The following is a 22,226-nucleotide window of genomic DNA, read 5'->3' as shown; positions in this document are numbered from 1 at the left end:
TTGAAAATGGCAGCGGACACGTTGCCTCTGGAATCAGTCCTGTTTCCATACTAGTTGGCAATAGGCTAATAAAGGCAAAGTATAGAGAATCAAGCAAAGCCCATCCTTCAGTTTGTATAGTAGAAAATCGTTCCGGATAATAAAATAACGGCTAATGTCCCTAATAATGTACGAAATAATGAGTCCTTTGCTAATTTTCTAAGGGCTGATAAAAGTCTTTTTAAAGTTAAAATAAATGAAATCATATTTTAAATCCTTTCACCTACAATAGGGATGATACATATTAAACCTGTTATATGTATCATCCCCTTTATTCATTATTTCGTTTATTTATTTTCTTGTTTCAATTTTTCAACAATACGTTGAATGCCATGAGAGTATTACCATTACAATATTAAGTAACCACTGATTTTTCATTGTCATATTAATACCTCTTTTTCCCAAGGGAATTATTTAACTTATTATAACTCCTCCTTTATTTAGCTATTCTGCCCCTTTACATTACAACGAAAATATGACTGCCGTAGCGAATATTGCATGACAAAAGCGATATAGATTATAGAGGTACACTGTTCATCAAAGTTTTTTCCATTACAACCGTGTTCACTAAAATGCCATTTGGGTTTGTCACAACTTCCTCTTTAGATATAATATAGCCCAAGGAGTTATACAAACTAATATTTTTGGGTAATGACACACGGACACGACATTCCATTTTCCCAATTAAATTGTCGTAAGCATATTTTTCGAGCCACACTAACATAGCTTTTGCAATTCCTTTACCTCTTGCTGTTGGTGTAACTGATACCCGAGAAAAATATAAAGCATCCTCTTTCATTGTAAATCTACAGGAGCCAACTGGAACTCCATTTATCGAGCATAGTAAAGCTTTCTCGGAATTATTCTTAAATGATTCTTGTAATGTTTCTAATGATTCATTTAATGCACTAGAAGGAACATCAAGGGTTCGATATTCTTCAAACGCTTCTAACATAAGTTTGTAAACAACAGGAATATCCGTATCTATTGCGATTTTTATTTTCATTTTCTTCTATACCCTCTTCCAAAGGAAATTTAGAAACTCTCATTTCTAATATTCGTTATTATAATATAGTGAATATATTTCGACACCAAATTTGTTGAATTTTCTAACAAGGAGTTCTTAATGCATCACTGCACCGATCGCACAAGTAGAAAGCATAAGACGATTTGCAATCAAAGTGTACAGTGGCATTTTACACCGTAGATACATAGGATGGCAGCAAGTGGAGGTGTCACGAATGAAGAGATGGTTAAAAGCAGTTATTTTAACATATCTGTCCCTTCTGTTTTTTGGCAGTTTCCTTGCGGTCGGCATGTTGGGCACCGGTGCACTGGAAAATTTTCTTCCATTCATTACTGATATCAAAATCTTCTTGTATTACTTTTTCGCTGGAGCCATTGGCGGCTCCCTTAGGCATCTATACATGTTCTGTACTCACTATATGGAAGACGAATTACACGATTATCGAAAATGGATTATGTATATTTTTTATCCGATCTTTGCTACCGGTACCGCAGTCGTGGCTGTCACAATTATCCAAAGCGGTATACTCTTGATTCAATTTACGGATTATCAAGATACCCCTTATGCACCGATTAGCATTGCGTTCTTTGTAGGTTTTGGGTTTAATCGCTTTGTTAATAAGCTTAACATCGTATCAAAAGATATGTTTCAGACGAATAACAAAAAAATGGACACAGACGAAAAAGCAATTGATGAAGTTGAGGAGTCCTCTGGTGAACAAATGGATAGCCTCAACAATTCTTCCCACAATAAATAAAAAAAGGCCGTCATGTGAAAAATCACATGACGGCTATTAAAATTATCTTTGTTCCAAATTTAAAATTGTATAAAGTTCATTTAAATCATGAATTTCATAGGTAGGAAGAATACCAGTATTGTTTGGTTTGGCATCCGGGTTGAACCAACAAGTATCAATTCCAGCAAGCTGTCCGCCTTTAATATCAGAACTTAGAGAATCACCGATGATTAAAGCTTGTTCTGGTGAAAAATTAGGAATTCGAACAAACACATAATCAAAAAATTCCTTCATTGGTTTTTGGAAACCTGTATCTTCTGAGACAAAGATCTCCTTAAATAATGGGTGAAGACCGGAATCACGCAATCTCTTATCCTGTGTTTTTGAAACACCATTTGTGACAATATATAATTCATAATGATTCTGTAGTGCTGAAACCAATTCAAACGCTCCATTGATTAATTGGTGGCCTTCCTCTAAATAGCCCCGATAATTACTCTCTAATAAAACACCGTCTGCCATATGTCCTAATTCGTGAAATAAAAGGGAAAAACGGGTATTGACCACTTCGTCTCGGGAAATTTCTCCTTCTTCAAACAATCTCCACAGTCTTTGATTTATTTTTTTATAATTTTCTTCCATTTCCTTTGTTGGCGAGATATTCTGACTTTCAAACAACAGATTCAAGGCTAGCTCTTCAGCCGCAGCAAAGTCCAATAACGTATCATCTACATCGAAAAGTAAAGTTTGATATTTTTTCAAGATCATTTCCCCTTTGACCATTCATACGTTTATATTTTAACGTAGAAAAACGCTAGGTGCCATAATTTTGACCCCATAAAACCTTCCCTTTTGAAGTACCAGTAGAGTTCAAAAAAAGATAAAAATACTAGATGGTGTCAGGCACCATGAACAATGGGCCATCTCCCCTTCATCCCATCAAATGTTTTACCTTTATTCCTGCTCTAACATCCTCAACCGTTCCTTTATATACGTTGTAGGTTTCACCATGCTCTTTTACTTCCCCTGCCTTTTTAAATCCCAAACGTTGACAGATTCGATTCCCTGCTTCTGTAATCGCGATCATACCGAATTCCTTTATTACGACTCCAGTACCTTGAATATCTTCAATCCAATCCAGCAATTCCAGTATTAATGCCCTGCTGTATTTCTTCCTATCTTCATGAAGAATATCGACTATCATAGAAGAAAAATAAATATACACATCTTTCCCTTTCTTGTACGCTAATGCGTGATGACAAATTCTTGATTCATCTATTTGGCCAAACAATAATTGATCAAACATTCTTTTATCTAAGGGGATTAAACTGCAATAGCCTTTTAACTCTCCATTGTCCGCTACAATTTTATACACTCTTTTGTTTCGTTCAAGTAATTGTTCTACAAATGCACGCTCAACTTGCCAATCTTGAGGATACAGCTTTCGGTCCAATTGAATCATGCTATTTAAATCCGATAATTGACCATAACGAACATTGAGTTCCGACATTGTTAATCCCTCCCTTATGATAGACAATCACACGATAAGTCTGGTATTACATGATGGGATCCTTTCTTTATGCTCAACAACATTTATCAAACATTCTTCATTTGATTGGTGCCTTAAGCATGGCTTAATAATATTCCTATTGTTAGGACAAAACAGTCTGAATATACTAAAAACAATGTAAGTCATTTTCTTTAAGTAAGGAGACATTGCCATGAACGGACAGGTAAACAGTGAGGTGGTTAAGAAAATTATCATTTTTTATTGGATCTGTCATTCTTGCATTACTGTTTGAGTACCTTACAAAATGGGTCGACCAATCAAAGGGTAGGCTGAAACTTGCATACGTAAGCTTTGTGATTCTTTCTATCCCCGCAATAACTATGCTAGTAGCTATGTATGTCGAGATGTTCACCGAAACACTGCCGCAAATATTAAATAATTGATGGATCTCATAAACTGAAAATGGGGCCAGATCCTCAGTGCGCTAGGCGATAGCACGTTGAGGATCTGGCCCTATCCTTGTTTGTCTTCTCCTTAGTGTTTTCTACCTGTCTTTGTGTTTTGGTTTTGTGTCTATGTATTCTTTCCAAGCGGTAATCCCGCCGTCAAGTAATGTAACATGGTAATCTTTTTTGGATAAAATTTCTGCACATTTTCTGGCGGAATTTCCAGTTGTACATGTTATAACAATCTCACTGCTTTTGGGCAAAGATTGCAGCCCTTCTTCTCCATTTTCCTCAAGATCAAAGATGATATTCTTAGGGATATTCTGATTCTTGATATTTGGATCTGTAATATGATAATCATTGTATTTTTCTTCCGCACGTACATCGAGGAGGAAGATAGGGTCATTATTTTGAAGTTTCTCATCAAGGGCTTTCGGCGAAATTACTTTAAGCGTCATGTTAACTACTCCTTTATTTATTGAATCAGAATCACTGTTTAGTAAAGCGTACAGCAATTCGGGAATGTCCTCATAACAATCCTTGTTACAAGTTTATGATACAAGATAGCATTTTTTCAAGGTTTTACTACCTTAAAAATGAAATACTCTGTTTAATCACTGTTTGTAATAGGTCCGCATCAAATTCTTTAATATTTATCCAGGGTCTGTCGTCTAATTTATAGGGATGTCCAGATTCCATGTATCTGCCGCATTCATATCCATTTCCTGTATTTACATTAAATTCGCAAGGGCTTAAACAAAATGGCCCCGGTTCAATACCGGGGCCACTTATTAGCCGCTTAGGCGCTTTTTTTAAACTGTCCTAAAAATGGGGCACAGATAATTCTTATAAACTCAAAGTGTTTCTGTAAACATAAGGGTCATTCGGTTTTGAAATGGTTTTGTAGCTTGTTACTTTTAAAACAGGAATTTTAGTTTTCATTTGTGGATAATAAACTGTATCCATTGTTCCTGTTACCTGATACCATTGGTCATTCGGAATGTGGACGTTTTTCGGGAATTGAATCATCATTCCAAAGGCACCAGAGTCAGCGACACAATGAATGAGCCCAAAACGTAGTAAAAACAGCTGGTTAGGTTGTTCTCCTGGACCATTGTAAGTAAAACCTTTCATGGTAAGAGTTTTCCCTGCAAAAGCCCCAGAAAAATTATACATTACTTCTAATCCGACTAAATAATCTTTATCCGTTAAAGTAATAGTATCCTTTGGAATATAGGACTTAGACTCTTTCCTGACTAAATCCATAAAATCTGCTTGGTTCATAAATTTACTCATATCAGGATTTAGAACTTGATGGGTCCCGTACTGATTATTTCCGTCCTCTAATGTTGGAAATGAAAACCCCTTTGCATCCACAAGCTGTGAATCAAGAGTTGCCACTGGCAAAACCACTCCAGTAATAGCAGGAATCAGCACAAGCGTGTAAGACAAGAACTTTTTTATCTTTTTTCCAGCAGATGGTTTCTTTTTTTTATGTCCGTGTTCATGAGGGTGTTCATGGTCATGATGACCAGGGCTACAATCACAATCATCTTGTCCTTCTTTCTTTTCTCCAGAGAACCATAATTTAATTCCTTCCCCAACTGTAAGGATGGATAAAATCACAATCATACTCTCAGATAAGAAGCTATATTTCATGTTTATATATTTTGAAATGTTTCCTGTAGCATGCAGCATAAAAAACAAGTTTGTAGTAAGTATTAAAATAAGGACTTTAAACATCATCCCACATCCTTTACAAAAGAAGTGAACCAATGAATACAAATGAAGAAATTAATGAAACTAAAAGAACCGCAAATTTTACCTTAAAAGACCCAAACATCATAAGTAAATTTTTAATATCTACCATATTGCCAAACACTAAGAAAGATACAACTGAAGTTTGGGGAAAAAAATTACGAAAAGATGCTGCTACAAAAGCATCTGCTGCCGAACAAATAGATAAGATAAAAGCTAAAGCCATCATTACCAGTACAGCAGTTACGTGTGTACCGCCCAGTGTTGTTAATATTCGTGTAGGTACATAAACTTGCATAGAAGATGCAATTAGTGCACCCAGCACTACGTATTTTCCCATACTAAAAAATTCGTTAACGGTGTGATTAAAAACACTCATTAATTTTTGTTTAGTATTTTGGTGAGAATGGTCATGAGTGTGTATTTCATTATTTTCCTTTAATGGATTCTCCTTTATGACAAAAGATAATACAAGTCCAACTAAAATAGAAACACCGATCGCTAACCCTGCTCGGTACCCTACCATCTTCCAGCTATCTCCGAAAGCAATAAATGTAGCGAATAGAACAATTGGATTGATAATAGGGCCAGAAAGCATAAAGGAAATGGCTGCATGTGGAGCGAGTCCCTTTTTTATGAGCCTCGAAACGATGGGAACAATCCCACATTCACATCCAGGAAATAATACTCCCATAAAACTAGCAGCAACAACAGATAAATATCTATTTTTTGGCAGAATTTTAAGCAGTGTATTTTCAGAAACAAAAACTTCTATCAGTGCGGCAATAAAAGCCCCAACGACAATAAATGGGAATGCTTCAATGATAATACTTATAAAGATCGTATTCAATTGTAATAATCGATCCATGCATATTCCTCCTGTGATAAAACACAATTGGTTTCTTTAAAAAAACATCTTCTATCATATCAAAATTATCACTAATTTGATATGTTTTGATTTTCCATGTAAATGTTTTATTTGAAACCAATAATAATTAGAAATAGAAAATCCAGCACAATTACGGCTGGATCTCTCTGTGTTAGGTAATGGTTCGTTTACCCAAAAATGATTCTACTACTTAAATATGAATATTTTATGAATAGATAAAAATAAAAGCCTTTAAAATTGTTGTTAATTTTATGGAGTAATCATTTTTTTCATTAATAAATAAAAGGCTATTCAATTTTGATGCCTGAATCAAACACATAGGGCTGCTGCGGAGCACTAATTTTTGAAAGTTGGTCAATTTTTAAAACGGGAATTGTCTCCCCATTAAATTGAGTCTGCTCAATTTTTCCTGTTACTTGAACCCATTTATCCTTCGGTAATACAGCTACCTCTCCTTTTGCCATCATTCCATATACCGAGGCATCGGCAACACAACATGTGATTCCAAATCGAGCAACAATAATCTGGTTTTGCATAAATTCTTTTTCCCGATACACAAATCCTTTTGTGGTTATCGTTTTTCCAATCAACGCATTTAGATTATCTTGAATAATGTTCATTATGTTTACATACTGGCTATCGTCTATATTAATGGAATTAGCATTTAATATTTTATTCTTTAAAGCATCATATTCTTTTTGAGTTAAAGGCTCAGGTTGATTATCAAGAACACTTTGTGTGGTAGTTGAAGTGGTAGTTTTATTGGAAATAGATGATGATGGTAATTTTGGAATGTAATTTGTAGTTTTATTTTGTTTAGGCGGTTGAGAGCTAGCTCCCAAAATAATTGTTCTGTTCATTGCAACAGAGCTTCCCAGCACATTGTTTGAGAAAAGAAATCCTGTGGTTATAGGAATAATAAATAATAAATAAAGAAACACACTTTTCCCGAAAGAGGAAGGATAAGTATGATCCCCATCACAATCACAATGATAAGAATGATCCTTTCCTGAAGTTCCTCTAATAATCAAAAGAACTCCAAGAATAAGGCATATAAAGAGCGTGAAATAAATAAATCGAATCATTTTTGGTGCAATTAAAAGCGATATATTATTCGTTAGAAGTAATTTAAATATCAGTAGCGTAAATCCAATCAAAATGATTCCCCTGATAAGATGATGAAAAGAAAAATCTTGGACTTTATTAGGTCTCATCATTGGACACTCCTTTTATAAAAATATTAGCTGATAAACATAAACAGAAAAATAGACGACAAGAGGAGTTACCAATAGTAGATATAAGACAAACTTTTTCTTAAAATAACCGTATAACATTAAGGTGTTTTTTATATCAATCATTGGACCGAAAACAAGAAATGCAAGGATGGAACCTTCTGTAAAAGTAGAACCAAATGACGATGCGACAAAAGCATCTGCTGAAGAGCATACTGAAAGGACGTATCCTAGTCCCATCATAGCCATTGGTGCAAAAGTTGTGCTTGTCCCTATTGTTAAGAGAGTATTTCGGTCTAAGAATGCTTGAAATAAACTGGCAAGAAATGCACCTATGAATAAATACTTCCCTGTATTAAATAATTCATCACTAGCATGATAGAGTGTTTCTAATAGTTTATTTCCTCTTTGGTGGTGGTGGTGATGATGGTCTTCCTTCTGCACTTTAAGAATATTTTCCCCTTTAAAACGTCTGTAAATGATTAATCCAATAATAATGGAACTAATAAATCCTACAAGCATCCTTGCATTAGCTACATAAGGTGTGCTTTTAAATGCAAAATAAGTAGACGCATACACCACAGGGTTTAAGATTGGAACACTAAGCATAAATACAACGCCTACATGTGAAGGCATACCTTTTTTTATTAACCTGTGCACGACAGGAACAATGGCACACTCACATATAGGAAAGATTATTCCAAGTAAAGCAGCAGGTATAAGGGCTAAATAGGCATTACAGGGCACAACCCTTCGGATTACATTTTCGGAAACAAATGATTGGATAATAGCTGATACAAATACACCCAGTAAAATAAATGGAATTGCTTCTAAAATAATACTAAGAAAAATGGTATTGACATTAAAAAACGTACTAGGGATTCTAGTAAAAAAAGAAAGGTTTTTTAATTCCTCCGCAAAAAGAAATAGAAAAAGGAATAAACAAAATAATAGTAAAGCGAGGCTATCTTTTACCATCTTATTTATAAAGCTCACAACCATTCTACCTCCTCAAATCTATCATTCCTATCATATGGATATGCAGTTCTAGTTAATTCATTTCATTAAAATTTGATGATTGACATAAATAAATAATCGTTATAAGATTTAATTCGTAATAATTACGATTTACATACTGCAATTAATCTTGAATTATACAAAATAATTATGCTCCTTAAATCGTAATAATTCCTAATTAAACATAACTTTGGAGGTTAATGTAGTGAAAAAAATTTTAATCCCAGTAATTATTTTTCTATTCATGGTAAGTGGTTGTTCTAACACAGTGTCAACGAAAAATGAAAAAACAAGTGTAGAATCTAAAAAACTGCAAATTGTCACTACTTTTTATCCGATGTACTATTTTACAAAAGAGGTGGCTTGCAGTTCAGCAAACGTGGAACTATTAATACCAAATGGTGCAGAACCACATGATTGGGAGCCGACAGCAAAGGATATGATAAAAATTCAAAACGCCGATGTTTTTATATACAATAGCCAATACTTTGAGCTTTGGACTGAAAAAGTATTGAAAAGTATTAATGATTCCAATTTAAAGGTTGTTGAGGCTGCTAATGGGATTAAATTGATGGATGCACTCGAATCAGAGGATGAGGAGGAACATGGTCATTCGGAACATACATCTTCAAAAGATCCTCATGTCTGGCTTTCCCCAGTTCTAGCTCAGGTAGAAGTAAACAATATTGCTAAGGCTTTAGAACAGGCAGATCCAAAAAATAAAGATCAGTTTCAAAAAAATGCAGAAGCTTTAAATGCGAAGCTAGCTGATTTGGACAACTTATATAAAGATACTGTCGATAAAGCCAAGAAGAAAGAATTTGTTACACAACATGCTGCATTTGGATACTTGGCAAAACAATACGGATTGACTCAAATTCCTATCGCAGGAATATCACCAGATGTCGAACCAACATTAGGAAAATTAACCGAATTAACAGAGCTAACAAAGAAGAAAAATACCGAAGTTATTTATTTTGAGGAGATGACATCTTCAAAAGTGGCGGAAACGTTAGCAAAAGAAATAGGTGCTAAAACGGAAGTATTAAATCCATTAGAGGGATTAACGAAGAAAGAGCAAGAAAAGGGCTTAGACTATTTAGATGTTATGAAAAATAATCTGGAGTCATTAAAATTATCGATTTTAGATTAGTTATCTAATTTAGGGTTCTTCTAAAGAGCCCTTATTCTAATAACTTTTAAGTAACCTCTTTATATATTTTTGGTTGGATTGTGCAGGATTGTACTTAAGCTAACGGGTGCTTTAGTTGAAGAAAAAGATAGATTTTGGTTTCAATAAAGCTCCATAAACCCGACAACGGCTTGCAATACTGATGTCAGTTTGCAAGCCATTTTCAATGCCATTTATATGATATTCACCTCAAGACGGAACCCTTTATTTTAGTATATTAGAGCTCTTTTTCCTTATCGCACACACCCAATAAACCCGTAATACGAGACATATTCCTTCGTGCCCCAAATCTTTAATTTACTCTTCTTTGCTAGATTTTCATCTGTTTTATATAGGTTAAGATATTTATAGGGTGGAGCCATAATATACGCTACCCGTGCATAACCTTCCTTGATCAGCGTTTCTTGAACGGACTGCCCTTCTACAAATACATATGCTAGCAATCTCCCGTAAGCATCCCTTTTTGTCCCCTCCTCAACTTCCAAGGATAAACTTCCTTCCTTTACCAACTCGTTATTCCTTTGAAAAGCTTCCGCTGCAAATGGCTGGACACACATTCCTGGCTTTTTTGTTTCAGGCGTATCAACTAATAAATAACGAACAATTTCAACCTTCCCCTTTACTCTTGCTTTAATCGTATCCCCATCGATGGTTTCCACTAGTGTAAAAGGAATTTGCTCAGGAGCCTGATCCACTACTTCTCCAGTAGGCACATTCTTTGGAATATGGTTTTCTGAACTATTTTCACCTGTGATTAATTCTGAAGGATGAATAGCAAAAAGGGATGCGGCTACGATGAGGGCCCCTCCCGCTAATTTCTTCTTCATGTTCTTCTCCTCCTTAGTTCTCCCTTCCAAGTCAAGGTTTTCTCGTGATTTCAGCGATTAAGTCATCATCCCTCTTCTATATAGAAATAAAAAGTGAAAAAGGATAGGATAGGTTTAATGTTGATATTTGATACCTGTCCGAAATTTTGATAAAATCAGGATAAGAACAAACATTCGGAATTAGGTATAGCTTACTATTATCTAATCCTTTCGTAGTCCTTATTCGTCGGGGCGAAAGAATCAAAAATCTGATTGATAAAAGGATGAAGAGTTATGACAAATACCATAAAACAGAGAAGAATAATTTTAGATTTAGCAGTTACTTTAGATGGTTTTATTGAAGGGAAAAATGGAGAGGTTGATTGGTGCATTATGGATCCTGATATGGGGTTCACTGATTTTTTGAATCAAATTGATACTATTCTATATGGTAGAAAAAGCTACGATTTATGGGGACAATATCTTCCAAAAAGTGAAGACCCTGATACCGAAAAGGAAATCTGGAAATTGGTTCATAGTAAAAAGAAATATGTGTTTTCCAGAACACATAAAGAGCCTGATCATCAAGCCATATTTATAAATGATAATATTCTTGAAGAAGTAAATCAATTGAAGAAAGAGTCTGGGAAGGACATCTGGCTATATGGTGGAGCAAGTCTCATTACAACTTTTATAAAATTAGGGCTTATTGATGAATTTAGATTATCTATTCACCCGGTTGTTTTGGGAGAAGGAAAACCGCTGTTTGCTGATCTAAAACAGAGAATAAATTTAAAAATGGTTAATACCAGAACGTTCTCGTCTGGCGTTGTGCAAATAATCTATCATTGGGATGGTAACTAATAATATCTCTCACCTCGAAGATATATTATTTCACCGTAATACTTGACAGTAGTTTCACTTTTCCAACTAAGGGGATACTCACTAATTTGTCGATAATTTGTGTGTGACTCAATTTTCTGAGTCACTTTTTTTGTTATTTTAATGATTGAGAAAATAAAAAGATATCAATCTATTTATGATACAATAGATAGATTGATAGACAAATATTTACATAGATTAGGGAGTGGAGTATTGAAGTCGATCTTTTTAAAATTAGGTTTATTAACAACGCTTTCTGTTGGTTTAATTGCTGGAAAAGCATCAGCAGAAGAAATGGATTGGGCTACAAAATGTTTGTCAATGGGTGATATTCAAACAGGTAAAAATCCATCTTATCAACAAATTAATTGTTTATTAACGAACGCTGCATTAAGTAAGAATATACCACCTGAAGTTGTAAAAGCAGTCGCTGAGCAAGAATCTGCTTGGAGGCAGTTTGATGAAAACGGTGAAGTTGTTTCTGACGATAAAAATGGAATCGGTATTATGCAAGTTACCCTTAAAGACCCAACTGAAGAAACACTTAAAAGACTCACGGACGACATTATTTATAATATTGAGACAGGCGTTAATATTTTAAATGAAAAGTATAAATTACAAAATCCTTCTAGTGTTCCTAGAATACCTAGAATAGCGGGTGCGGGAAGAGAAATCATTGAAAATTGGTATTTTCCTGTCATGGCATACAATGGCATAGTGCCATCGAACAGCCCAATATTCCGTAGCGATGGAGCTAGAAATTGGTATACATATCAAGATCAGGTATTTAGTAAAATTGAAAGACAAAGCTTTTATGATGATACAAAATTAGTTCAATATCCATTTGAGTATAATGATTTTGAATACAAAACAGATTTCAGTACAGGTTTTAAGTTTAATAAATTTGACTATGTTTTAACTGATGTGCTCCATGAGTCAGGTTATTTACTGAAAAAAGGTGACGTTGTAATAGTTACTGAAAATAAGACGAAATTAAGGGAGGTTCACCCTACTAGTGACTCAAATGGAAGTGAACAACCTTTAAATAAGACGTTTATTATCACTGGAGATTTTGAATACACTAAACTAGGTAGCGAAGATTATAATGAAAAGCACTATGTTTGGTTCCCAGTTAAATCTACTGATGGAGCATTATCAGGTTATATCTCATCTGCTTATCTAGCGAAAAAGAAAGATTTCGTTTCTCCAATTGTAACTGGGGTTAAAAATAATTCGAATTATAATAAGGATGTAAAGATTACTTTTGATGAAGGTACCGCCTTATTAAATGGAGCTATTTTCAAAAATGGTGCTACAGTTACAAAAGACGGCAAATACACGTTAGTTGTAAAAGATGAAGAGAGTAACACAACTACAATTAAATTTACAATTGATAAAACTAGACCCGTTACACCATCGATGAATAGTGTTTCAGATCTTTCGACTACTGTAACAGGGAAAGCTGAAGCTGGATCCACAGTGAAATTATCAATCAACGGTAAGTACCAAAAAAACACAACGACGGCATCAAACGGCATCTACAAATTTACGATTTCGAAGCAAAAAGCCGGAACAACAATTAGTGTAACTGCCACAGATAAAGTAGGATATGTAAGTGCACCAAAGAGTTTAAAAGTCGTTGATAAGACGCCGCCAGCTATTCAAAGTGTTAATAAGGTCACTTCTAAATCTAAAACGGTAACTGGAAGCGCAGAAAAATACGCTTCAGTGAAAATCTATAGAGGAAGTACACTTATTGGCAAAGGGTCGGTTTATTCAAATGGCAAATTTTCAGTAGCTATAAAAACTCAGAAAGCTAATACTTATTTAAAAGTTTACGTGATTGATAAGGCTGGTAATAAAAAATACCGGACGATTAAAGTCGTAAAATAATCCATACGATGCGATAAGAAGTGAATCTCTTATTGCATCGTATTTTTTTTTGTAATCTGGATATAAAAGTGGAGAAGTGCAAAGCTTGTTGAAGCTTTGCTTGACTGTACCGATTAAACCATCCTAGATGTGGGTTTGTTCGACTCTCTCACTTTCATTTCTCCCTCTTAAAATTCCCCGCTATAGCAGGAACACTCTCGAATTCCTTCTTCATGTCCCGAAACGAAATCACATCATTTTCTCTATCTTCACTTTAACCTTACAAAAGTTGTTAATAATTTATCTTGGAATTTCTCCTGCTGCTGTTTGACGCGAACCTTACCTTTCTAATTTTTTACTCATTGATCTCAGCCAAAAGTCTGAGGTAAATTACATCCAATTATGGGGGATTAATCTTGTGATTTATCTTAAAATTTCCAATATACAATTTATTCATCTGATGAAAGAGGTTATAGTTATGAAGATAACAAACTTAGATTTAGACACTTCTAATTTTGAAGAGATGAAAAAGTTTTATTTACAAGTTTTAGAACTACCATTAATAAATCAAACAAGACAAAACTTCTCGGTGCATGCAGGAGAAACGGTATTAACATTTCATCTAAGTGAGAATAATACTAAGTTTCACTTCGCATTTAACATTCCAAATAATAAAATAGACGAAGCAATGCACTGGCTTTCATCAAAAGTCGATTTAATTAAATATGAGGATGAATATGTTATTCATTTTGAGAGTTGGAATGCTCATTCCTTATATTTTGAAGATCCTGCAGGTAATATTTTAGAGTTTATTGCACGTCATAACTTATTAAACTCGACACCAGGTCCTTTCACATATAAGGATATCTTGAACATTAGTGAAATCGGGCTTCCATTTGAAGACGTATTAGGAGCAGTAGATGTACTTCATTCTTCTTTTGGTTTAACTACGTGGAGACCGCCATCTCCAACATTTAGTACCATTGGAGACGAGAATGGGCTTATAATTGCTGTATCTAAAGGTAGACAATGGTTTATGTCAGATATCATTGCAGATTATCAACCATTAAAGATTGCAATAGAAACAGGCAAACAACACAATATAATATATGAGGGTTATGTTATAAATTCGAAGTAGTAGATTATTGATTTTAATTTTAAAGGGACTTCTCTTTTGAAGTCCCTTGTTAATTTCCTTTAATTTTCGGATCCAACGTTTCGTTTGCCAAAGGCTATCCTAAAATTAACATTAGAAAAGCACCGCTCCAATGATGAAACGGCACTTCTTTAAGTAAGTGATTGAACCCCCTGTACCTCAATACGATCCGGTCTTGTATAAATATTTAAAGAATGATTGCGAAGAAAACCAACGGTCGTAATTTGAAGCTCTTCCGCCAGCCTTAGGGCCAGTTCGGTGGGAGCTGATTTTGATAGAACGATGCCGCAGCCTATTTTGGCTACCTTTAGTAATACCTCCGAGGAGATACGTCCACTAAAAACAATAATTTTATCTGAAAGAGAAATGGAATATTGCAAGCAATGACCATAGATCTTATCAAGGGCATTGTGGCGTCCTATGTCCGTTCTGTCGACGATGATGCCGTTAGTGTCACAAAGGGCCGCATTGTGAACGCCCCCTGTATCCTGGAAGATAACGGACGACTCCTGCATTAGTCGCATTAAATGAAAGCATTGCTCAATAGAAATTGTAGCATCTACGTTTTCCAGCGGCTTAACGGTTCTAGCATCATTATAAAAATAAAAGCTTTGACGGCTTTTTCCACAGCAAGATGTGACAACTCGTTTGGAATGGAACAACTCGTTTAATTTGTTTACCTTATGCGTATTGACAATCGCACGGCCTGTCGCTTCTATAATCGTTAGCTCTTTAATTTCCGTAATATTTCTGATAATCCCTTCAGATGCCAAAAAGCCAACGACTAGTTCTTCAATGTGCTCAGGGCTGCAAACAAGTGTTGCGAATTCTTGGTCATTCAGAACAATGGTAATCGGATATTCCGTAACGATGGTATCCGTTATTTTGTGTATGGCCCCTGCCTCGTACCGCCATATATTGCTTTCCCTTTTCATTGGCTGATCCATGCTTTTTCACTCCTAATTACTTTCCCGCGATCTGCTGGTCAAAAACAAAAACAGTCATGGCAATATCTTCATCTATATTAATATCAGAAAATAACCGTACTACTTTTGTACCCATCAGGTTTTCAAACCGTTTAAGGACCTCAGGTTTTTTATAGATTTCCTTTACAAATCTCGTTCTCGTTTCATGGACCATCTGTTCGCCATTTTCGGAAGTAATCATAAACTTCTCCACATTTGTCAGGTTCCCTTTCATTTCACTGATCGCCCAAGAACCGATAAATTTAGTGGTGATTTCCTTTGGACCATTGCCGACATATTCTTTTCTAATTTCCCGAACAAGCATACTAAATTGATGCTCCAGATTCTTTGGCATGACTGTCCTCCCTATCTATACCAGTTAGTTTGATTCTAAAAAGGAAACCCATTCATGACTATAACGAATGGGTTGTATTTTGTCTTTCATCCTACTCTTTTAATCCTTCACCCATACCTTTTAAAAGGTTAAATCCAAATCCTAAGACACGATTAATATCAGGATCCTTTAAGGCTTTCATTAAATCAAAGATGCCAATCTTCGAATCCTCTTTTAATCCCTGCTCCGCCTTTTTCAAGCCAGCCGTTAAGCTTTTAGCGAGCTTACTTGTTGTTTCGGGATCCAGCTCAGTCAGAATTCCACCTGCAGCCATCGCATTATTGATCATGTTTGTGACAGGCTCACGTGTAAACTGATGGACCGCAATTTTTGCTGCTTTCTCTTTCGCTTTTAGAAGACTTCCAAAAGCGTCTAGGATCCCACTATCATGTAATTCCTGGAGCAGATTCATTGTCTCAAGAAGCGAATCTTTATTTTCTGCAACTCCGCAGAGAAGATTCTCCAGGGATTGCATTTTTTTTTGTTCTTCTGTCATTTCTGTTTTTTGAATGACTTTAATCGGCTGAGCCATTACGCATTCCTCCTGTCATAGAAACCAGGGTTAATATGCTCGTTTACTTCTGCAATCGGAGTGTAATCCCCGCGTTCCCACTTGCGGTAGATTTCAAGCCCCATTTGCGGTGTACGAGTGGCATTACGTGGATTATACCTTGGAAGTGGATTTTCACCATTCTGTTCAAGGACTTCCATCCGCACTTTTGTTTGTTTGTACGCTGGTGTATGTGTTACGACATCCACTGCTCCACCAGTCAGCAGGTTCACCGCACTCTCGTGGCTTGAGGAATGCATTGGCACATAAACCGTTTTTCCTTCCACACGATCGGTTACAAGAACAGGGAGTTTAATGGCACCGTATGGTGATACAAGACGTACAAATGAACCGTCCTTTACACTGCGTTCTTTTGCCAATTCCGGAGATACTTCCACAAACACTTTCGGGAATTTGTAGTTAAGTCCCTCTGATTTTTGTGTTAAGTTTCCTTCGTGGAAGTGCTCCAACAATCGTCCATTATCCAATGCGAGATCGAACTCTTGCGGGAACTCCATAGGCGGTACATAATCGAATAAACCAAACCGTGCTTTTTTATCAGGGAAATTAAAGCCGTCTTGGAAAAGCAGTGGCGTGTTTGATCCATCAAGGGAGCCCCAGTGAAAGCTGTTCCATCCTTCAAGAACCTCATAGTTACACTGGCTGAAGAATGGTGTTAAGCTTGCCATTTCGTCAAAAATCTCACTTGGATGGGAATAATTCCAATCGAAGCCCATTTTTTTCGCGAGCTGTGTAAGAATCCACCAGTCCGGTTTACTATCTCCTAATGGCTGTAAAGCTTGGTACAAGCGCTGCACACGACGTTCGGTATTGGTAAACGTTCCATCTTTTTCAAGAGATGGAGCGCCTGGTAAAATTACATCAGCAAATTGGGCGGTTGTTGTTAAAAAGATTTCTTGTACGACAAGGAAATCTAACTTCGCAAGCATTGCCTGAGTATGATTGGAATCAGCATCGACCCATGCCATATCCTCCCCAGCGATGTACATTGCCTTCATCTCGCCTCTATCAACAGCTCCAAGCATTTCAATATTGTCAAGGCCAGGATTTGGAGAGATTTTCACTCCATAAGCCTTCTCAAATTTTTCTCGGATTTCAATATTTGTGACTGATTGATAACCAGGGAAGATATTTGGCATCGTTCCCATGTCAGCTGCACCTTGTACATTATTATGTCCTCGTAATGGGTAGGCACCAGCGTTCGGACGCATCATGTTTCCTGTTGCCAGAAGCAGGTTCGCTATGGCAACAGATGTATGTGATCCCGCGATATTTTGCGTTACACCCATTCCCCAACAAATGACTGTTCCATCCGCATCACGAATCATTTCAGCCATTCGGATTAATGTTTCTTTTGTAATACCCGTAATCTTCTCGGCCTCTTCCAAACTATAAGGCTCCATCATATCCAAAAATTCATCATAGTGATTAACATGATCTGTGATAAATTTCACATCGTGCCAACCTTGGTCAATGATATACTTCGTAATAGCGGAAAGCCATACATAGTCCGTTCCTTGCTTTGGACGAACAAACAAGTCAGCACGGTCACCCATTTCATGTCTGCGCACATCCACGGTGATTAATTTTTGCCCATGAAGTTTTTGCGCACGCTTAATACGAGTGGCAAGCACAGGATGTCCTTCTGCAGGCGCACATCCCACCAGGATGACAAGCCCTGCACCCGCGATATCCTGAATCGTTCCAGAGTCGCCGCCGATGCCTCCGGTTTGCTGCAGTCCCCATGAAGCAGGTGACTGGCAATAACGAGAGCAGTTATCTACATTATTTGTTCCAAATACTTGACGAGCCGTCTTTTGAATCAGGTAGTTTTCCTCGTTCGTAATTTTAGATGACGAAATAAACCCAATCGCATCACTGCCATAGGTATCTTTGATCCCGCCGAGTTTTTCCGCAACGAGTGAAAGAGCCTCGTCCCAGCTTGCTTCTACAAATACATCACCTTTTCGAATTAATGGTGTGGTAATTCGTTCTTGTGAATTGACAAAATCCCAGCCGAATTTCCCTTTTACACAAGTGGAAACACTGTTAACTGGCGCATTTTCAGATGGTTCAATTTTAAGAATTTCACGGTCTTTGGTCCATACTTCAAAGGAACAACCCACACCGCAGAATGTACAAACGGTTTTTGTCTTTTCGATTCGCTCTTCACGCATGGCTGCTTCTACTTCTGACACGGCCATGATCGTTTGATAATCCGGCTCTACTGCTTTGACGATATCAATCATGGGTGTAAGCAAGTCATCGGAAATACCTGTCATAAATCCTGCATTACCAAGCATGGATTTTTCCATTAAGGCGTTACATGGACAAACGCTCACACATTGACCGCAGGAGACACATGATGATTCGTTAATGCTTTTTCCACCGTCCCATAAGACACGCGGCTGATTGGTTTCCCAGTCAATAGTTAGTGTTTCATTCACTTGAAGATCCTGACAGGTTTCCACACAGCGTCCGCACAAAATACATTGATCAGGGTCATAGCGATAAAACGGGTGAGACATATCTACTTCATAGCCCTTTGAACGATGTGGTCGAGTTTGGTGTTCGACTCCCATCATTTCTGCCGTATTATGTACACGACAATTCCCATTGTTATTATCACATACGGTGCAATATAATAGATGGTTTTCTAGAATACGGTCCATGGCTTCCTCTTGGGCTTCTTTTGCAAGCTCAGAGGAGGTCAAAATGTCCATTCCGTCCTCGACCACAGTGGAACATGCTCGCATAATGCTGCCGTTTACTTCACACATACACGTATCACAGCTCTGTACCGGTCCGAGAACTTCGGAATAGCATATGTGCGGATGCTCCATTTCCTGCTTTAGTAAATAGTCTAAAATACGAGTTCCTTTTTCTACTTCGTGTGCTGTTCCGTTGATAAGAACATTCACTTTTTCCTTCACAGTAAGTCCTCCTTAGTAAAAAAACAGAGAAATCTATTAAACTACAAAAATTAATAGTTATTAACTTGCTTTTTTAATACTAGATTTTGCTTTAGATGATAATTGAAGAGAATCCTTGTGAACCGTCCAATAGATCAAGGCTACAAAAACACCGCCGCCAATTGCATTGCCGATAACTACTGGAATAAAGTTTCCTATATAATCTGCCCATGTGAAGTGCCCCGCGAAGATCGCTGCCGGGATGACAAACATGTTGGCCACTACGTGCTGAAAACCAATCGCTACAAATCCCATAATCGGGAACCAAATAGCTAATATTTTTCCACCGATATCGTCTGCACCATAGGCAAGCCAAACGCCCAAACAAACGAGCCAGTTACAACCAATCGCAGAAATTAGGGTTTTAATAAATGTTTCATCTATTTTAGCTTGGGCAATCGCAACAGTTTTGGTAAGAAATGGACCAGATTCCGTTAATCCTACTATGTGACCAAAGAAATAGGCAACGAAAATCGCTCCAATAAAGTTACTAATTAATACTAGCAGCCAATTCCTACCTAGTTGTGCAAGTGTCGCACGCTTGGCTAGAACAGCAATCGGAAGAGCCATCATATTCCCTGTTAACAATTCGCCGCCTGCAATAATGATTAACATGAGGCCGACTGGGAAAACCGCTCCACCCAATAGAGAGCTGAAGGTCCCCCATTCTTTCGGCAGATCAGCAATGACTCGAATATCTAATAAAAATCCAAGTGCAATAAAAGCTCCACCTAAGAATCCTAATAATAGTGCATGTTCAGCACGCATGAATGCCTTTTTCGCGCCAGCATCCACTGCTAATTCCGCAATACGCTGCGAACTATGAAACGCCATATTTTTTCCTCCAGTTAATTGAATGTAAAAGCTTTTTGTTCATACAATGGGATTATAGCCGATCTCTTTGCACACTGTTTTTACGTGTAAATAAAAACGCAAAAAAGCCCACCATAAATCGGTTTCCATGCCATACATGGACCGTTTTACAGTGGGCTGATAACTGAGCATTTATTATACTAGCAATCCATCCCGCTACAGAAACAATGGAAGAACAGGATATACAGTCAATTATTATTAACTTACATCAATGAACGTTCCATCCTCTATAAACCTTTCTTATAGTAACATGGATTCATTGATTTGTGAACATTTTACGAATTTTTTTCAACTATTGGTTTAAAATTTTTAACTCTTGTTATAACTGAATGTGGATTTTGTGATGTTGGGAAAATAAAGGTAAAAATTCCACTTAAATTGGGAAATACCCATATTTCCCTATAAATAAAGGAAGTTTTTCCCCTAATATGATCCAAATCGTTGGATTTTGTCTTATTTTAGAGCAGTTAAAGGGAATATCTTCCCTTATTTCCACTTCTTAAGCTTCTTCTATTTACATTAACCGGAATTTCTCCGCCTATGAATTCTCACACGTAAACGAAAATCAACATTAAATAATAACAGAGCAACTTATCCGTCTGTTTTCTTATGAAAAAAAGCAGGATTCCTAATTTTTTGTTTTTATTGGTGACGAAAATTAGGATCTGCCAACGTTAATGGTTTATCTCTCCAATAATTTAAGCACCGATTGAATCATTAATTTCAATAAAATAGGAACTTGAACAACTGCACTTTTTCTGTCACCCGTTTCCAAAGTTTTCTTCTTTTTGGAAGAACATCCTTTTATAGGATCTATTCATTAATCATCTTTAATGCCGTATTTAATGCGTCAACAACCCTATCACACCAATTGTCAAAATCTTCATCCGGTATTTGTAGTTCAGGATGTGCTAATATGTATTCGACCGTTTGCTTAATCCCTTGGTCAAATCGGGTCGTAGCAACAAAATCGGGAACCAGTCTTTTTAGTTTAGAATTATCGAAAACGACGGAATTGGCCTTATCCCCCAATAATCCCCCCCTGTAATCCTCTTTACTGCATGCATCCAAAAATTCAGATGACACATGGATCGCATTCAGTTTAACTCCGAGTGCATCCGCGATGGCCTGGTAAATTTGATTCCAGGTAAGACTTTCATCGGAAGTGATATGAACAGACTCACCGATTGCATGGATATTGCCCATTAAGCCAATAAAGCCCTTAGCAAAATCACGATTGTGTGTCATCGTCCACAATGATGTTCCATCCCCATGAATAATAACCGGTTTATTCTCCAGCATTCGTTTGGCTACCTGCCAGGCACCTTTGCTTCCTTGTACTCCAAGAGGAATCGAACGTTCGTCATAGGTGTGACTTGGTCTTACAATCGTAATCGGAAAGCTTTCCTCTCGATAAAGCTTCAGCAAATACTCTTCACAGGCAATCTTATTTCTCGAATATTGCCAATATGGATTTGATAATGGCGTTCCTTCTGTAATTCGATAGTCGGACAAAGGAGTTTGGTAGGCAGAAGCGGAACTAATAAAGATAAATTGTTTCGTTTTCCCGTTAAATAATCGATAATCTCTTTCAAGTTGTGCAGGTTCAAACGCAATGAAATCAGCAACAACATCAAACTCTAAATCTTCAATCAGTCTGGAAACTTGGTCTTCATCATTAATATCGGCTTTAAGTAAGTATACCCCTTCTGGCAAGCGATTCTTCCGACTCCCCCTATTAAGAAGATAAAGCTCACATCCCATTGTTACCAATTGCTTCGTTATGGCAGAACTAATCGTTCCCGTCCCACCGATAAATAAAGCTTTCATTTTTGCACCTCCGCTAATTTTCAAGCAAGCCATTCTATTAAAACGTTAACAAATAATTA

At 36.7% G+C, this 22,226-nt stretch carries 20 protein-coding genes; 5 read left to right on the top strand and 15 right to left on the bottom strand.

The genetic code is table 11. The features are described from left to right. Positions 1-556 precede the first annotated feature (556 nt). Complete coding sequence (locus COJ96_RS13845; protein WP_098574196.1) at positions 557-1,045, bottom strand: GNAT family N-acetyltransferase; 489 nt, start codon at positions 1,043-1,045, stop codon at positions 557-559. 235 nt (positions 1,046-1,280) lie between these two features. On the opposite strand from COJ96_RS13845, the gene COJ96_RS13840 reads away from it, so the two are divergent. Next, on the top strand, positions 1,281-1,823 hold the full coding sequence (locus COJ96_RS13840) for a hypothetical protein (RefSeq protein WP_257148521.1): 543 nt from the start codon (positions 1,281-1,283) through the stop codon (positions 1,821-1,823). Between the two features lie 42 nt (positions 1,824-1,865). Here COJ96_RS13840 and COJ96_RS13835 read toward each other — a convergent pair whose 3' ends face one another. The 7 genes from COJ96_RS13835 to COJ96_RS13800 form a co-directional block, all read right to left on the bottom strand. Beyond that, complete coding sequence (locus tag COJ96_RS13835) at positions 1,866-2,564, bottom strand: YjjG family noncanonical pyrimidine nucleotidase (RefSeq protein ID WP_098574194.1); 699 nt, start codon at positions 2,562-2,564, stop codon at positions 1,866-1,868. A 169-nt stretch (positions 2,565-2,733) separates the two neighbouring features. After that, positions 2,734-3,312: a hypothetical protein gene (locus COJ96_RS13830; RefSeq protein WP_098574192.1), complete on the bottom strand. Its 579-nt coding sequence runs from the start codon at positions 3,310-3,312 to the stop codon at positions 2,734-2,736. 544 nt (positions 3,313-3,856) lie between these two features. Then, positions 3,857-4,216, bottom strand: a complete 360-nt coding sequence (locus COJ96_RS13820) for a rhodanese-like domain-containing protein (protein WP_098574189.1) — start codon at positions 4,214-4,216, stop codon at positions 3,857-3,859. A gap of 388 nt (positions 4,217-4,604) precedes the next feature. Continuing rightward, positions 4,605-5,504, bottom strand: coding sequence for a TIGR03943 family putative permease subunit (locus tag COJ96_RS13815; protein WP_257148520.1), 900 nt, complete (start codon positions 5,502-5,504; stop codon positions 4,605-4,607). A gap of 10 nt (positions 5,505-5,514) precedes the next feature. Then, complete coding sequence (locus COJ96_RS13810; RefSeq protein WP_098574185.1) at positions 5,515-6,384, bottom strand: permease; 870 nt, start codon at positions 6,382-6,384, stop codon at positions 5,515-5,517. Between the two features lie 308 nt (positions 6,385-6,692). Beyond that, positions 6,693-7,562 (bottom strand): TIGR03943 family putative permease subunit, encoded by an 870-nt coding sequence (locus COJ96_RS13805; protein WP_373561697.1) that lies wholly within the window; start codon positions 7,560-7,562, stop codon positions 6,693-6,695. A gap of 72 nt (positions 7,563-7,634) precedes the next feature. Then, positions 7,635-8,639 (bottom strand): permease, encoded by a 1,005-nt coding sequence (locus COJ96_RS13800; RefSeq protein WP_306460594.1) that lies wholly within the window; start codon positions 8,637-8,639, stop codon positions 7,635-7,637. Between the two features lie 259 nt (positions 8,640-8,898). On the opposite strand from COJ96_RS13800, the gene COJ96_RS13795 reads away from it, so the two are divergent. Then, on the top strand, positions 8,899-9,807 hold the full coding sequence (locus COJ96_RS13795) for a metal ABC transporter substrate-binding protein (RefSeq protein ID WP_142333004.1): 909 nt from the start codon (positions 8,899-8,901) through the stop codon (positions 9,805-9,807). 272 nt (positions 9,808-10,079) lie between these two features. On the opposite strand, the gene COJ96_RS13790 is transcribed toward COJ96_RS13795, so the two are convergent. Further along, positions 10,080-10,673, bottom strand: coding sequence for a thermonuclease family protein (locus COJ96_RS13790; RefSeq protein WP_098574179.1), 594 nt, complete (start codon positions 10,671-10,673; stop codon positions 10,080-10,082). 273 nt (positions 10,674-10,946) lie between these two features. On the opposite strand from COJ96_RS13790, the gene COJ96_RS13785 reads away from it, so the two are divergent. The 3 genes from COJ96_RS13785 to COJ96_RS13775 all read left to right on the top strand — a co-directional run bounded on the left by COJ96_RS13785 (position 10,947) and on the right by COJ96_RS13775 (position 14,544). Beyond that, positions 10,947-11,516, top strand: a complete 570-nt coding sequence (locus tag COJ96_RS13785; protein ID WP_098574177.1) for a dihydrofolate reductase family protein — start codon at positions 10,947-10,949, stop codon at positions 11,514-11,516. Between the two features lie 231 nt (positions 11,517-11,747). Beyond that, positions 11,748-13,427, top strand: coding sequence for an Ig-like domain-containing protein (locus COJ96_RS13780; RefSeq protein WP_257148519.1), 1,680 nt, complete (start codon positions 11,748-11,750; stop codon positions 13,425-13,427). Positions 13,428-13,884: 457 nt separating this feature from the next. Continuing rightward, complete coding sequence (locus COJ96_RS13775) at positions 13,885-14,544, top strand: VOC family protein (RefSeq protein ID WP_142333003.1); 660 nt, start codon at positions 13,885-13,887, stop codon at positions 14,542-14,544. Between the two features lie 149 nt (positions 14,545-14,693). On the opposite strand, the gene fdhD is transcribed toward COJ96_RS13775, so the two are convergent. From fdhD to COJ96_RS13745, 6 genes are all read right to left on the bottom strand, one after another. Beyond that, the gene (gene fdhD / locus COJ96_RS13770; RefSeq protein WP_098574170.1) at positions 14,694-15,509 is read right to left on the bottom strand and encodes a formate dehydrogenase accessory sulfurtransferase FdhD; all 816 of its coding nucleotides are present in this window, start codon (positions 15,507-15,509) and stop codon (positions 14,694-14,696) included. A gap of 16 nt (positions 15,510-15,525) precedes the next feature. Beyond that, on the bottom strand, positions 15,526-15,882 hold the full coding sequence (locus tag COJ96_RS13765) for a Na-translocating system protein MpsC family protein (RefSeq protein ID WP_098574168.1): 357 nt from the start codon (positions 15,880-15,882) through the stop codon (positions 15,526-15,528). A 91-nt stretch (positions 15,883-15,973) separates the two neighbouring features. Continuing rightward, positions 15,974-16,453: a helical membrane plugin domain-containing protein gene (locus tag COJ96_RS13760; protein ID WP_098574166.1), complete on the bottom strand. Its 480-nt coding sequence runs from the start codon at positions 16,451-16,453 to the stop codon at positions 15,974-15,976. Further along, positions 16,453-19,425, bottom strand: a complete 2,973-nt coding sequence (gene fdhF, locus COJ96_RS13755) for a formate dehydrogenase subunit alpha (RefSeq protein WP_098574164.1) — start codon at positions 19,423-19,425, stop codon at positions 16,453-16,455. The genes COJ96_RS13760 and fdhF overlap by 1 nt, the downstream gene beginning before the upstream one ends. Positions 19,426-19,485: 60 nt before the next feature. Beyond that, positions 19,486-20,298 carry a formate/nitrite transporter family protein gene (locus tag COJ96_RS13750; RefSeq protein ID WP_098574162.1) on the bottom strand — a complete coding sequence of 271 codons (813 nt, stop codon included), beginning with the start codon at positions 20,296-20,298 and terminating at the stop codon, positions 19,486-19,488. Between the two features lie 852 nt (positions 20,299-21,150). Further along, the gene (locus COJ96_RS13745) at positions 21,151-22,167 is read right to left on the bottom strand and encodes an SDR family oxidoreductase (protein WP_098574160.1); all 1,017 of its coding nucleotides are present in this window, start codon (positions 22,165-22,167) and stop codon (positions 21,151-21,153) included. Between the last annotated feature and the right edge of the window lie 59 nt (positions 22,168-22,226).

This window comes from Bacillus sp. AFS073361 (genome assembly GCF_002567005.1).
In the GTDB taxonomy this organism is placed as follows: Bacteria; Bacillota; Bacilli; order Bacillales; family Cytobacillaceae; genus Neobacillus.
The sequence above is the reverse complement of the archived record's forward strand: the minus strand, read 5'-3'. Positions and strand labels throughout refer to the sequence as shown.

Bases quoted from the DNA above. Each gene is read 5' to 3' on its own strand.
- COJ96_RS13795 (WP_142333004.1), top strand. From the start codon at position 8,899: ATGGTAAGTGGTTGTTCTAACACAGTGTCAACGAAAAATGAAAAAACA.
- COJ96_RS13775 (WP_142333003.1), top strand. From the start codon at position 13,885: ATGAAGATAACAAACTTAGATTTAGACACTTCTAATTTTGAAGAGATG.
- COJ96_RS13760 (WP_098574166.1), bottom strand. From the start codon at position 16,453: ATGGCTCAGCCGATTAAAGTCATTCAAAAAACAGAAATGACAGAAGAA.
- COJ96_RS13750 (WP_098574162.1), bottom strand. From the start codon at position 20,298: ATGGCGTTTCATAGTTCGCAGCGTATTGCGGAATTAGCAGTGGATGCT.
- COJ96_RS13830 (WP_098574192.1), bottom strand. From the start codon at position 3,312: ATGTCGGAACTCAATGTTCGTTATGGTCAATTATCGGATTTAAATAGC.
- COJ96_RS13745 (WP_098574160.1), bottom strand. From the start codon at position 22,167: ATGAAAGCTTTATTTATCGGTGGGACGGGAACGATTAGTTCTGCCATA.
- COJ96_RS13820 (WP_098574189.1), bottom strand. From the start codon at position 4,216: ATGACGCTTAAAGTAATTTCGCCGAAAGCCCTTGATGAGAAACTTCAA.
- fdhD (WP_098574170.1), bottom strand. From the start codon at position 15,509: ATGGATCAGCCAATGAAAAGGGAAAGCAATATATGGCGGTACGAGGCA.
- COJ96_RS13800 (WP_306460594.1), bottom strand. From the start codon at position 8,639: ATGGTTGTGAGCTTTATAAATAAGATGGTAAAAGATAGCCTCGCTTTA.
- COJ96_RS13840 (WP_257148521.1), top strand. From the start codon at position 1,281: ATGAAGAGATGGTTAAAAGCAGTTATTTTAACATATCTGTCCCTTCTG.
- COJ96_RS13815 (WP_257148520.1), bottom strand. From the start codon at position 5,504: ATGATGTTTAAAGTCCTTATTTTAATACTTACTACAAACTTGTTTTTT.
- COJ96_RS13785 (WP_098574177.1), top strand. From the start codon at position 10,947: ATGACAAATACCATAAAACAGAGAAGAATAATTTTAGATTTAGCAGTT.
- COJ96_RS13845 (WP_098574196.1), bottom strand. From the start codon at position 1,045: ATGAAAATAAAAATCGCAATAGATACGGATATTCCTGTTGTTTACAAA.
- COJ96_RS13765 (WP_098574168.1), bottom strand. From the start codon at position 15,882: ATGCCAAAGAATCTGGAGCATCAATTTAGTATGCTTGTTCGGGAAATT.
- COJ96_RS13790 (WP_098574179.1), bottom strand. From the start codon at position 10,673: ATGAAGAAGAAATTAGCGGGAGGGGCCCTCATCGTAGCCGCATCCCTT.
- COJ96_RS13810 (WP_098574185.1), bottom strand. From the start codon at position 6,384: ATGGATCGATTATTACAATTGAATACGATCTTTATAAGTATTATCATT.